The organism is Bifidobacterium sp. wkB338 (assembly GCF_003688325.1).
GTDB classification, from domain to species: domain Bacteria; phylum Actinomycetota; class Actinomycetes; order Actinomycetales; family Bifidobacteriaceae; genus Bombiscardovia; species Bombiscardovia polysaccharolytica.
In genome coordinates this window covers 1-13,181 of sequence record NZ_NPOR01000013.1, presented here as the reverse complement: position 1 = coordinate 13,181, position 13,181 = coordinate 1, and the positions used below count along the sequence as shown (strand labels likewise).

General features: G+C 59.5%; 8 protein-coding genes and 2 rRNA genes. 2 read left to right on the top strand and 8 right to left on the bottom strand.

What is annotated here, in order from left to right; all coding sequences use genetic code 11:
- From dnaK to CI603_RS03130, 3 genes are all read right to left on the bottom strand, one after another.
- Positions 1-1,899: a molecular chaperone DnaK gene (gene dnaK, locus CI603_RS03140; RefSeq protein ID WP_121913009.1), complete on the bottom strand. Its 1,899-nt coding sequence runs from the start codon at positions 1,897-1,899 to the stop codon at positions 1-3.
- Between the two features lie 254 nt (positions 1,900-2,153).
- Complete coding sequence (locus CI603_RS03135; RefSeq protein WP_121913076.1) at positions 2,154-3,542, bottom strand: glycosyl hydrolase family 32; 1,389 nt, start codon at positions 3,540-3,542, stop codon at positions 2,154-2,156.
- A 251-nt stretch (positions 3,543-3,793) separates the two neighbouring features.
- Positions 3,794-4,819 carry a LacI family DNA-binding transcriptional regulator gene (locus tag CI603_RS03130; protein ID WP_259465461.1) on the bottom strand — a complete coding sequence of 342 codons (1,026 nt, stop codon included), beginning with the start codon at positions 4,817-4,819 and terminating at the stop codon, positions 3,794-3,796.
- Positions 4,820-5,199: 380 nt separating this feature from the next.
- Between CI603_RS03130 and CI603_RS03125 the strand changes: the two genes are divergently transcribed.
- Positions 5,200-6,801 carry an alpha-amylase family glycosyl hydrolase gene (locus tag CI603_RS03125; protein ID WP_121913007.1) on the top strand — a complete coding sequence of 534 codons (1,602 nt, stop codon included), beginning with the start codon at positions 5,200-5,202 and terminating at the stop codon, positions 6,799-6,801.
- Between the two features lie 157 nt (positions 6,802-6,958).
- On the opposite strand, the gene CI603_RS03120 is transcribed toward CI603_RS03125, so the two are convergent.
- Together CI603_RS03120 and CI603_RS03115 are read right to left on the bottom strand one after the other, a co-directional pair.
- Entirely contained in the window at positions 6,959-7,729 is a 771-nt protein-coding gene (locus CI603_RS03120; RefSeq protein WP_121913006.1) for an HAD family hydrolase, read from the bottom strand.
- 681 nt (positions 7,730-8,410) lie between these two features.
- Entirely contained in the window at positions 8,411-9,112 is a 702-nt protein-coding gene (locus CI603_RS03115) for a histidine phosphatase family protein (protein ID WP_121913005.1), read from the bottom strand.
- Positions 9,113-9,222: 110 nt separating this feature from the next.
- Here CI603_RS03115 and CI603_RS03110 point away from each other — a divergent pair, with 110 nt between their 5' ends.
- The gene (locus CI603_RS03110) at positions 9,223-9,591 is read left to right on the top strand and encodes a DUF4235 domain-containing protein (protein ID WP_121913075.1); all 369 of its coding nucleotides are present in this window, start codon (positions 9,223-9,225) and stop codon (positions 9,589-9,591) included.
- A gap of 1,139 nt (positions 9,592-10,730) precedes the next feature.
- On the opposite strand, the gene CI603_RS03105 is transcribed toward CI603_RS03110, so the two are convergent.
- From CI603_RS03105 to CI603_RS03095, 3 genes are all read right to left on the bottom strand, one after another.
- Positions 10,731-11,669, bottom strand: a complete 939-nt coding sequence (locus CI603_RS03105; RefSeq protein ID WP_121913004.1) for an aldo/keto reductase family oxidoreductase — start codon at positions 11,667-11,669, stop codon at positions 10,731-10,733.
- 197 nt (positions 11,670-11,866) lie between these two features.
- Positions 11,867-11,983 (bottom strand): 5S ribosomal RNA (gene rrf, locus CI603_RS03100).
- Between the two features lie 167 nt (positions 11,984-12,150).
- Positions 12,151-13,181, bottom strand: a 23S ribosomal RNA gene (locus CI603_RS03095); the annotation flags it as partial.

Below are 13,181 nucleotides of genomic sequence, written 5' to 3'. Positions count from 1 at the left end.
TCACTCGCCGTCCTTCTTCTTGTCGTCGTCATCCACGACCTCGGCATCCACCACGTCGTCATCGGCGGACGAGGAGGAGCCCGCACCCGAGGCAGCACCGGCGGCACCTGCAGCGCCCTGAGCGCCTGCAGCGTCACCGGAGCCCTGCTGGGCGTAGAGGGCCTGGCCAATCTTCTGGGCAGAGGTCATCAGCTCGCTCTGAGCATTCTTGATCTTGTCCATGTCCTCGCCCTTCAGAGCCTCTTTCAGAGCGTTGACCTTGTCGGTGACCTCCTTGGCCACCTCGTCGGAGATCTTGTCCTTGTTGTCGTTGACCAGCTTCTCGGTCTGGTAGGCGGCGGACTCGGCGGCATTGCGGGTGTCGGCGTCCTCACGGCGCTGCTTGTCCTCGGCCTCGTGGGCCTCGGCCTCCTTGACCATGCGATCGATCTCGTCCTTGGGCAGGGCGGAACCGCCGGTGATGGTCATGGACTGCTCTTTGCCGGTGCCCTTATCCTTGGCGGAGACGTGCACAATGCCGTTGGCGTCGATGTCGAAGGTGACCTCGATCTGAGGAACGCCGCGCGGAGCCGGAGCGATGCCCGTCAGCTCGAAGGTCCCCAGAGGCTTGTTGTCACGGGCGAACTCACGCTCACCCTGATAGACCTGGATCAGCACGGAGGGCTGGTTGTCCTCAGCAGTCGAGAAGACCTCGGACCGCTTGGTGGGGATGGCGGTGTTACGGTCGATCAGCTTGGTCATGATGCCGCCCTTGGTCTCGATGCCCAAGGAAAGCGGGGTCACGTCGATCAGCAGCACGTCCTTGCGGTCGCCCTTGATGACGCCGGACTGCACGGCAGCGCCGACAGCCACGACCTCATCGGGGTTGACGGTCTGGTTGGCTTCCTTGCCACCGGTCAGTTCCTTGACCAGATCCTTGACAGCGGGCATACGGGTGGAGCCGCCGACCAGCACCACGTGATCGATGTCCTGAACCGAAATGCCGGCATCGTGCAGCACGTTGTTGAACGGCGTACGGCAGCGGCCCAGCAGGTCAGAAGTCATCTCTTCGAAGTGGGCGCGGGTCAGGGTCTCGTCCAGGTGGACCGGGGTCCCGTCGGGGGTCATGGCCAGGTACTGCATGGAGATGCTGGTGGACGAGGAAGAGCTCAGCTCCTTCTTGGCCTGCTCGGCGGCCTCCTTGAGCCGCTGCAGGGCAATCTTGTCCTTGGACAGATCCACGTTGTACTTGTTCTTGACTTCAGTGACCAGCCAGTCGATGATCTTCTGATCCCAGTCGTCACCGCCCAGCTTGTTGTCGCCGTTGGTGGCCTGAACCTGGATGGTGGAGAAGCCGTCGTCATCCTTGCCGATCTCCAGCAGGGAGACATCGAAGGTGCCGCCGCCCAGATCGAAGACCAGGATGCGCTCATCCTCCTTGCCCTTCTCCAGGCCGTAGGCCAGAGCAGCGGCAGTAGGCTCGTTGATGATGCGCAGGACGTTCAGACCGGCGATCTTGCCGGCATCCTTGGTGGCCTGGCGCTGGGCATCGTTGAAGTATGCAGGGCAGGTGATGACCGCGTCAGTGACGGGTTCGCCCAGGTAGGACTCGGCGTCCCTCTTGAGCTTCATGAGGATCTGGGCCGAAATCTCCTGAGGGGTCCACTTCTTGCCGTCGATCTCGACGGACCAGTCGGTTCCCATGTGACGCTTGACCGAGCTGATGGTCCGGTCCACATTGGTGACGGCCTGACGCTTGGCCACCTCGCCGACCAGAATCTCGCCGGACTTGCTGAATGCCACCACCGACGGCGTGGTCCGCGCGCCCTCAGCGTTGACGATTACGGTGGGCTCGCCGCCCTCCAGGGTTGCAATGCAGGAATTGGTGGTTCCCAGATCGATGCCAACTGCACGTGCCATACTCGTTACCTCCTGATGAAATTGGGCGTAGGGCCTGACCCCACACCTCGACGTTCACGTTCTCCGCTCGCGCTTCGTTCGTGGTCCCGATGGCCGGCTCCCGTCGGCCCGGGCAAGCAGCCATCATGACCACTCCGAAACTTGAGCCTACATCACTCAACTTCCCGAGGCAAATATTATTCCCGTCATGGCACAAATTCATCAGGAGGATGCCCGAACCGAATCTGCCCGCCCAGAGGCCGGCAGGAAAACATCTACTTCTGCAGGCCCTTGGCCAGGCTCATCCCGGTGACTTGAAGACCGCCCTCGGTCACGTAGATGCCCAAGGCCTGCCCCGGCCGGTAAATCCGGGCATTCAGGGCCACTCCATCCACATAGAGGGTGGCTATGGTGTCGTCGACCACCAGCTGCAGGTGGTAGATACGTCCGGCCTCCAGACGGATCGGCCTTTCAAGGCCTATGTTCATGACCGTGAACCAGGGGTCATTGGGCGACCCCTCGAATAGGTAACGCCCCTGCCCCACTTGGAAGTCATACTGATAAGACCGCCCGGTCCCGGCCTCCTCCCGCAAGCGCAGACCGAAGGACCGGGTGCCCGGGGTGAATCTGACATCAGCTTCGAATGAGAAGAGGTCGGGGCAGTCGGGGTCAATGACCACCTCCTTCCTCTCATGAGGTGCCTGGATGTCCACATCGTCCATGGGGGTGCGGGGGTTGAAGGCGGCCCAGAGGGTATCCACCGGCCTCACACCCAGGGACCCATCCTCCCTCTGATAGACCTCGTGGGGAACGAAGGTCCCGCCCCACTCATAGTTGTTCCTGTCGTCGTCGCCTGCCTTGGTCCCCACCCAGCCGAAGAGGACCCGTCTTCCGCCCAGCTCGAAGGTACGACCCGCATAGTATCCGCTCCCGTCGAAGGCGTCATCCACAGGGGCTGTCCACGGGCCTTCCAGGCTGTGCGACATCCGGTAGGTCATCCCATGTCGGTCGCTGTATTCGGTGACGATGTGGTACCACCAGTCCCCGATTCTGAATAGGTCAGGCATCTCATGCATGGTGTAAAGACCGGGGGCCCAGAAATCCCCGCCGAACTCCCAGTGAACCAGGTCGTCGGAAGTGAATTTGACCGTCCGTCCTGTCTGCATGGTCTTGGGCCCCTTCTTCCGCGCTCCCAGGATGAGCAGGTAGTTACCGGCCTGCTCGTCCCTGACCACCATTGGGTCTCGCCAGTCGTCGGGGTCGTACCCAGGCTGGGGGGCGATAGCGGGGGCCTGGTCCAACTTCCGCCAATGGCGGAGATCCTGGCTGACGGCCTGCATCAGGACCTGAGAGGCTTTGCCCTCGGCCGGATAATCACGGTTGAAACCCGTGTAGAAAGCGTGGTAGCCGTCCGGCCCCTCGAAGACGCTGCCTGCGAAAATGAACTGGTCCTGGTCTCCGTCACCGCCCCTGGGTATGGCGGTGCCACAATCCTGGTAATGGACGAAGTCCCTGGTGGTGGCCAGGTCCCATCCGAAGGGTTGCCCGAATGGGGCCGGGTCGCGGGTGTCCCGCTGATGGAAGAGGAAGAACTCATCGCCTTTCCCATAGGGCATGCAGTCCCCAAACCAGGTGCCTGGGAATTGATAGTAGAGCTTATTCATGTTGACCCTTTCGTATCGCCGATGATCCATACGTCCGGGCCGCGCATCTTCCTCGACGACCTCGGCAGGATCCCCGCCAGTTGTTTAAGCGGTTAAGCAACCATTATAAAAGTGCCTACGCCGCTGTCAAACGGGATGGCGACCCGGCAAGTAGTCGGACAGGAGTTTCCACAAGAAGCGGAACGAATGGCATGAGATAGCCACAGAGAAGACCGGGTAATTTCTGCCCCCGGGGCGGAGGCACCAGAGGATCAGATCCGAGCTATGGAATCCCTGACGACCAGAGGGCAAGGAACCAGTTGCGGCTCGAGGCCGCCAGAGCCAGCAGCCGGATGGTTAGTCGAATCGTCCCCCCTTGCCATGAGCGCACGTATTCCCAATCTCCCCAGGTCATACTGGGGCAGGCCCACGGTAGTCAGAGCCGGGTGGAGGTGGGCGGATATCACCTCTTGATTGTCGAAGCCGACCACGGATATATCATCGGGAACCCGCCGCCCATATTCACGTAGGGCATCATAGAAGCCCATGGCCGTGCGGTCGTTGTGGCAGAAGACCGCCGTGGCACCGGTAGCCATCACCTCGCTCATGGCCCGGTAGCCCGACTCCTGGTCGGCCTCCTTCTCGCGGATCACCAGTGAGGGGTCGTAGGCCACACCGGCCTCGGACAGGGCCTGCCGGTAGCCCTTGAGCCGACCCACGGAGGCCGGGGTACGGGCGCTGGCGTTGATGAAGGCAATTCGCCGGTGGCCGGCCTGGAGCAGTAGGCGGGTGGCGCTGAGCCCTCCACCGACCTCATCCGGGACCACGGCTGGCAGACGGCCCAGCCGGTCGTAACAGTTGACTAGCACTGCGTTCACACCGGCCAGCCCCGCAGGAGCGTCGACCCGTCGGTGGACCCAGCTGGAATAGACCAGCCCCTCCACCCGGCGTTCCAACATAAACTCGAAAGCCCTCTCCTCTATTTTCCTGTCCCCGCCCGTGTCCACGACGAGTAGAATCTTCCCCTGCCTCCATGCCTCATCCTGGGCACCGCGAATCACCTGACCGGCGAACGGTGAGGTGGCGACCCCGTCGCTGATAAAACCGATCAGATCGGAATGCCCCCTGGCAAGCCCACGCGCCAGGGCGTTGCGGCGGTAACCCAGTTCGGAGGCCACCCTGCGGACCCTGTTGCGGGTGGCTTGCGGAATACGGGCCTTGGGGTCGTCATTGATGGCCCACGAGGCAGTGGCGACCGAGACCCCGGCGGCTCGGGCAATATCCTGAAGAGTGACCATGTCCATTCATTCTAGACGGGCACCATTGCCTACCACTGATTGCAAGCGACGGCAACGAACCGATAGGCGTGAGCGAGAAGTATGCGGTGAGGTCCACGATACATGACATGGCACGCAGAGCCGGGGCATCGGTCTCTACCGTGTTGTGGTCCTTCATTCGCCCGAGCCGATCTTAGCCGGGAACCGCCAGAGGGCGCTCGATGCCGCCCGGGCCCAGATAATCAGCACGAACTCCACTACCAACGGCGCGCTGTTCCGCCAACCTCGGTCATCGACCGCCCCAGCGTTTTATGATGCATCCATTGTCATCATCGATCTCTACCATGGTCAGCGTCCATACAGATAGACCGACGAAGGTCAGACGAAAAAAGCGAGTATATATGCACCAGACACCATCATGGCTGGACGAAGCAGTCTTCTACGAAATCTATCCTCAAAGCTTCTACGACAGCAACGATGACGGCATCGGTGACATACCGGGCATCACAGCCAAGTTGGACTACATTTCCTCCTTGGGTTGCAACGCCCTGTGGATCAACCCCTGCTTTGACTCCCCGTTCAAGGACGCAGGCTACGACGTCAGGGACTACACCAAGGTGGCATCCCGCTACGGAACCAACCAGGACCTGGTCGACCTCTTCGGACAGGCCCATCGAAGGGGAATCCATGTCCTGTTGGATCTGGTTCCCGGGCACACCAGCGAAGAACACGCTTGGTTCGCCAGCAGCGGGCGGGCCTCCCGCAACGAGTACTCCGACCGCTACATCTGGACGGACAGCAGCTTCGAGGGCTACCCCGGCATGCCCTTCATAGGCGGTGAGGCTCCCAGGGATGCCGCCTACATCCTCAACTTCTTCAAGTGCCAACCAGCCCTCAACTATGGATTCGCTTCAAGGGACCGCTCCTGGCAGCAGTCACCCGACGACCCAGGCCCAACAGCCACCCGCCAGGCCATGATCGACGTCATGCGCTTCTGGCTGAGTCAGGGTTGCGATGGCTTCAGAGTGGACATGGCCGACTCTCTCGTCAAGAACGACGACAAGGAAAAGACGGCCACCATCGACACCTGGCATCGCCTTTTCGAGCCGATCAGGAAGGAATTCCCCCAGGCAGCATTCGTCTCTGAATGGGGCAAGCCCTGGCAGTCCCTGGAGGCTGGCTTCGACATGGACTTCTACCTGAATTGGCGGTGGGCAGGCGTACCAAACGGTTACAACTTCCTGACACGCAACACTGAAGACGAGCTGGAAGGGCCTGACGATGCCAGCTACTTCAAGGCAGACAGCAAGACCGGCATATCAGACTTCCTGGCTGATTACCTTCCCCAATACCTGCGTAGCCGAAATCTGGGAAGCTTCTGCTTCATTACCTGCAACCACGACACCACCCGCCTAGCGCCCCGTCTGACCCCCGAAGAAATCAAGGTGGCTTATGGAATGTTCCTGACCATGCCAGGGGTCCCTTTCATCTACTACGGTGACGAAATCGGAATGCGCTACCAAACCCTGCCCACCAAGGAGGGCGGCTATCACCGGACAGGTTCCCGCACCCCCATGCAGTGGGACAGCTCGGCTAACAGAGGGTTCTCCAAGGCCGACCCGACCGAACTCTATCTGCCCGTGGACGGGAGTCCCGACGCCCCGAACGTGGCCGACCAGGATGGAGACCCGGAATCACTCCTGACCTTCATCAGGCAGATGACCACCTTGAGGAGTGGGCACCAGTCCCTGAGACCGGGCGCCGACTTCGCCGTGGTCCACGCCCCCAGGCATGGCCGTTCCTTCGCTTACACCCGCACCCAGGGCGACGATCGCCTCCTGGTGGCTCTCAATCCCAGCCGACAGGAGGAGGACCTCCCGCTGAGTCTGGTCAGTGCCGGTGCCGCCGACCAGATTCCCCGCCCCTTGGTCATGGTAAATTGCGATCTTTCCCAAGGCACCCTGGCCCTGAGGGGACAGAGTTTCGCAGTTCTGGCCCTGTAAATCAAAACCTCTCACACACCGGTTGCTCATTCCTTGAGGTAATGGTCAAACCCGGCCCGCTGCATCTCCTCCCCGTTTCGGAATCGGGCAGCGGGTCGGATGCTCCCGTATCCGCGGAATCCGGGCAGTCCAGGAACAACCTACAATCGCCCCCTCCTTATGACTGGTTGCGGTCCCCTCCGATATTGAGACCCCCTGTGGCCAGGTCGAAGACTTGGTCATAGTCCGCACCAGCAAGGGAGAGGTCCGCTTCGGGCGAGAAACCGCCGTCACTACCCGGCGATATACCAGTGGCCAAATAGACCGTGGTCAGACCGCTGCGGTTGCCTCCGATGATGTCCGCACCGCGGTCGTTGCCCACCATGACTGTCCTGTCCGGATCGGCCCCTTCTGCGTCCAGAGCCATCCGGAAGAAGGCGGGATCGGGTTTCTTCACCCCACAGTCGCTGGATATAAAAATCCGGTCCAGGTGCGGACGCAGGCCGGTCAAATCCAACTCGGGATCCGTGTAGGAGGCCTGCGCATTGCTGACTAGAACGACCCGCAGCCCCGCCGATTTCAGAGCCTCCAAGAGGTCAAAAGCACCCGGGTATGGCCTGAGAAGGGTGGTGGTGGCCTTTCTGAAGGACCAGGCCAGGTCGTCTACATCACGCCAATCGTGGGGTAGACCAGCCTGATCAAAGAGGGCGGCGAAGACCTTACGGACCTCCACCTCACCGACCTCGTAACGGCGATCCGCCTCGGCTTGTAATGGGGCCTGAATCCGCTTGAAATCCCTCCTGACAGCTGTGGCATCAGGCCAGATGTCACAGTGGGAGTGGAAATACTCCCAGAGGTACTGCCATCCTTCAGGTCCATCCTCGTCGGTCCTAATGTCCAGAAGGGTCCCATAGAGGTCGAAGAAGACCGTGGTGAATCGCTGTGGCATAATGTCCGCCCTTTCGCGTCCTCAATATAGTCGGCATCGGCCACCCGCCGATGCAAGATCCCCGCCACTGCGATACTCCGGCTCGTCATTGCCGCACGCCAGAGATGCAACGGCCAAGAAGCAGTCAGGCTCCGCCGCCATCACAGCACCCCCATACGCCCGCATGAATGGGGCCGAAAACACTGTGAACTTTGATTGCGTCCCCGTTCGGATTGTACAGTATGGGCCAGTCGGTTTTTAGTTTTAATAAGTGTCATTCCAGTACTCGGTCCTTGCAGCAACGTTGTCAGCATTGACTTTGACTCTCATGATAGCCTCGCCCAAGCCCGCACAGAGTCTCAAAAACCAGCCATGCCTGTCTAATTGATCCAGTCGACAGATGCGTTCATCCAGCGCATCGTTTTGAGCTACCGCCACCATATCTGTGCCGACTCCGCAGTCCTTCATTAGATTCTGGTCGGCGAGGACGATGCCACCCACCTCGTAACGGGCTCTGGGCACTGGTACCCCCGCAGGCGGCAAACTCCGAGGCGGCCCTGATGTTTTTGCCTTGGAGCTGTAACCTATGGCGCGGAAACCTGTCAAGACCCTCATCTGGATCTACCAGTGGCAAATCCGAAGGCACAAGTGCCTGGGACAGAAGATGACGGTATGGTCCAGGATGGAAGGCCCTCCGAATCTTCAGCAGTTCCAAGTCTCTATCACATTGTTGCCCTTGTACTGGGAAAGGACACTGTAGTGGGCCGTGTCCAGGCGGAACTTGCAGGCATCATCTGCCTGCAGGCTCAACCACTGGGTCGTCAGAATCCGCAGAATATGGGCGTGGGCCACCAGAAGGACTTGCCGCCCCTGATTGACCAAAGGCTCCAGCCTGGCCACCAGCCGCCCAGCCCGAAGGGCCACCTGGTTCAGAGTCTCCCCCGGTCCGTTTCTGACCGTCACATGTTCTCCGGACGGAAGGGTGTCCTGCCATGTCCCATCCATGTCCGATCCCAGAGCCTGAGTGCCGTCGCGCCACAGGTTCCACTCACGACCGGCCAGATGCGACACCTCCTGTCTGGTCCGCCCTTCTGCCCGTCCGTAGTCCCATTCAGCCAGGTCATTACATATGGTCATTCTGTCAAAACCTGCCAAGCGGGCCGTGTCCTGGGCTCTCTTCAGCGGTGATGCATACACGTATTCCGGTTCAAACCCGTCCGGGAAAGCCCGTCTGAGTCTTTCCCCCGCCTTCCTGGCTTGATCCCGCCCCTCCCCCGTGAGGGGTATGTCCGTTTTCCCGGTGTGCTGTCCCGACAGGCTCCATGCAGTCTGACCATGGCGCAGCAAGACGACGCGTCCTTTGCTGCGAGCTCCTTCACTCGCGATTGGCTGTGAAACTGTCATGTACCTATTCTACCTTCGCCCCCTGCGGTACCGGAAAGCAACACCATCCGTATGGACCACGACGGCCCTCAGTATCAGGCACAAGCGGTGCAGTGTGGGATAATGGCATCATGACTAGTGCGATTGGGCCTTCCAAGGACGGTGCTGATGCCATCGTCGAACGTTTCCACGCAATAGACGACAAGGTACGCGATATGACTTCTTCAGTTAAATCTGACCCAGACTCCCTCACCGACAAGGTCATCAAGTGGGTCTTGCCATCCCTTGCCGGCTACCTAGCCGGCAAGATATTCCAATCAGTCTGGGACAATGCACAGACCCGACGTAATGGGGGGCTCGAGTCCGAAGAGGGGCAGCAGCAGGGGGCTATAGCCAGCCTGGCCTTCGCTGTCCTTTCAGCCGCCCTCACCACCCTGGTCTCGGGAGTGATCGACCGGGGGTCCCAGGCATTCGTGGACCGCCGTCATCAACGCCGTTAGGGTTGAATCAGTCAGGGACTGTTGCAGAGCGGCCCATCGGGCAGAACGGAATCGGTGCCGAAGCCGTGTCAGCGATAATGTGAGCTGGCTCTTTTGTGTGTCGCACCCTCTGACAGCAGAGTAAGCCTATGACAGGTGCAACTCTCACACGAGGGAACCTTCTGACAATACCGGTTCAAACCCGATGACCAACGAGATTATCCGAGTGCTCACGGGAGACGGTCCATCAGGCGTTTCACCGAGCCGTCCAGTTAGCGACAATGATGTCCAAGCGCTGGAAGAGACGGCACAGCATGCGGCCCCGGATATTCGAGACCCGCTACCCTGAGTTGGGCGCTGAAGGCAGACCCTAGGACGAACGAACCGAGCGAGCCCTGGCCTATTTCGATGAGGTAGTCCAGCGTTACTACAGAGACATTAGCCAGACGGTCACCCCGCGCAGGACCTATAGCGCCATCATCGCAGATCATGCCGTGGATTCCGAGTCGGCCCATGAGCCGATGCTTCTATCCATCGAAGGCAAGGCTTTCACCTGGACCGTTATCCGTCGGCCTGCAAAGTCGAATGCCAGAGGCGGATTGGCAACAGATGGAAGAGGGTCTTTCTGACCGGTTCCAGACCGGATGCAAGGGAAATTGGAAATGGTACCGATGATCCAAGCTGACAGACAGGCCAACACGAGAATAGTAAGAAGAATATGAAAATAGAGATTATAAAGGGGAAGCCCAGCACAACCGACCCGATGCACTGGACTTCCCCTTCGTCAATGGCGTGGCTTATAGCTCCTCTTCCCCGATCGCGGCTTAGCACGGTGATCATGCCCATGCAGGCGATCATAAAGGGTTGGGTCATGACTGGCCAGATGCCAGATTTAGCAGAAGCCACAGCGAGAGACCCAGCGCTTCGCCCCTCGTTCGATATAGCTCCGCGGCCCTAGCAACCTTTGCCTGGTCGTGGTACGTGATTTTGGCGCTACCGGGGGCACCGGTGGGGAACAAAATAACGCATAGCAACTGACCCTGCAACTATGGGAATAACTGCTTTCCAGCAGTTATATCGGTCTTCCCCACCGATTCCCTATTGTCTGTTCCAAAGATCCGGCAGGCACTGTGACAGTACAGCGCGGAAGACCACAGGATTTAGAAGATATCGTTGCCCGCGCTCACATAGAGCTGATACCACTCCTCAGCAGACAGTTCTACATCCGCCCCGGAGGCCATTTCAGCAATCCTGGACGGGTTCATGGATCCGATGATGACCTGCATCCCGGCCGGATGACGGAGTATCCATGCGACTGCAATGGCGTTCTTACTGACGCCATGTTCATCTGCGATCTTGGCAAGGCAGTCGTTGAGCTCAGGGAACTTCGGGTTGTCGATGATGACCCCTTCGCCGGTCCCACTCTGGAAAGGACTCCATGCTTGAATAGTCATACGCTTGAGGCGGGAGTAAGCCAAAATCCCACCGTCGTGGTCTAGACTGGCCTCGTCGGCCATATTCACATGAATCTCCTGGCGAATCATACCGGTATGTCCAAGGCCGAACTGCAACTGGTTCACCTGAAGTTTCTGATCCAGAGCACTCTGGAGCAGCTCTACCTGCATGGGATTGACGTTGCTGACCCCGAAGTGGCGAACGCGGCCTGAAGATTGAAGCTCATTGAAGGCCTCGGCCAGCTGATCCAGCTCGACCAGGGTGTCGGGCCGGTGCAGAAGGACGAAGTCCACGTAGTCAGTCTGCAGGTTCTCGAGCTCCTGCTCCATGGCCTCCAACAGGTGCTTCCTGGAAAAGTCATAACGGGTGACCCTGCCGCTCTCCTTATCTCGGAAGATGCCGAATTTAGTCTGTATACCAACATCCTCCCTTTTCACACCGCAGTCCTTCAAGGCCTGGCCCAGCATGGTGCTGCACAGACCATCGTGATAGCAGTCTGCGGTGTCAAAGTAATCTATGCCGGCATCCAGTGCCGCCTTTACAATCTCTGATGCCTCCTGCCTGGTCTTGTTGTCAATCCTCATGGCCCCAAGGGCTACGCTAGAGAATTCGACACCAGAGGTACCCAATTCAATCGTCTTCACTGTCATCTCCTTTGTTGTCAGGTTCTTCTCACTCTAACAAGGGCCGGTGTCTTGTTTGTAGGACGGAGCAAGAACCGAGCCGATGAAAGCTCAAGACTGGCGCAATGTCTGAAGAAGCGGCATTGGGTGTATGTCCGTGCATACAGTAAAGGCCTCTAATGATTCGTGTCATCAGAGGCCTTTACTTTTTCGTGTTGTGGCGGCGGTGTGCTACTCTCCCACACTCTTCCGGGTGCAGTACCATTGCCGTGCTGGGTCTTAGCTTCCGGGTTCGGAATGGGACCGGGCGTCTCCCCCAGGCCATGACCGCCGCGAATCTTCAATTCTGCCGACCCGTGCGGGGTCGGGGTGTCCTGGCGGCTTGGGGACCGGATGGTGGACGCGTGTCTCGTGTGTTCGATCGCCTGCGAATGTTCGTGCATATTGCCGCAGGCAGGCTTCGCAGCAGGTGTTGATGCCGCCACCCCTGTAAGGGGTGGGTGTTGTGTTGTCCTCGACCATTAGTGCCGGTCGGCTCCGCCCCTTGCGGGGTGTCCACGTCCGGTCTATCGACCATGTGTTCTGCATGGGGTCTTCAGAAGCCGCAAGGCTTCATGGAATCCTTATCTTGGAGGGGGCTTCCCGCTTAGATGCTTTCAGCGGTTATCCCATCCGAACGTAGCCAACCGGCCGTGCCGCTGGCGCGACAACCGGCATACCAGAGGTTCGTCCACCCAGGTCCTCTCGTACTATGGGCAGGGCTCCTCAAGATTCCAACGAGCGCAGAGGATAGAGACCAAACTGTCTCACGACGTTCTGAACCCAGCTCGCGTGCCGCTTTAATCGGCGAACGGCCGAACCCTTGGGACCTGCTCCAGCCCCAGGATGCGACGAGCCGACATCGAGGTGCCAAACCATCCCGTCGATATGGACTCTTGGGGATGATCAGCCTGTTATCCCCGGGGTACCTTTTATCCGTTGAGCGATGCCGCGTCCGTACGCCGGCACCGGATCACTATCTCCGACTTTCGTCCCTGCTCGACCCGTCGGTCTCGCAGTCAAGCTCCCTTGTGCGATTGCACTCAACACCCGATTGCCAACCGGGCTGAGGGAACCCTTGGGCGCCTCCGTTACTCTTTGGGAGGCAACCGCCCCAGTTAAACTACCCGCCAGGCACTGTCCCTGGCCGGGATGACCGGCCGAGGTTAGAGGCCAGATGAGGACAGAGCGGTATTTCACATTCCGGCTCCACGGATGCTGGCGCACCCGCTTCGAAGCCTCCCGCCTATGCTACACAGTCCGCACCTAACGCCAATACCAAGGTATAGTAAAGGTCCCGGGGTCTTTTCGTCCTTCTGCGCTTAACGAGCATCTTTACTCGTACTGCAATTTCGCCGAGCTCCTGGTCGAGACAGTGGGGAAGTCGTTACGCCATTCGTGCAGGTCGGAACTTACCCGACAAGGAATTTCGCTACCTTAGGATGGTTATAGTTACCACCGCCGTTTACCGGGGCTTGAATTCACCGCTGCCCC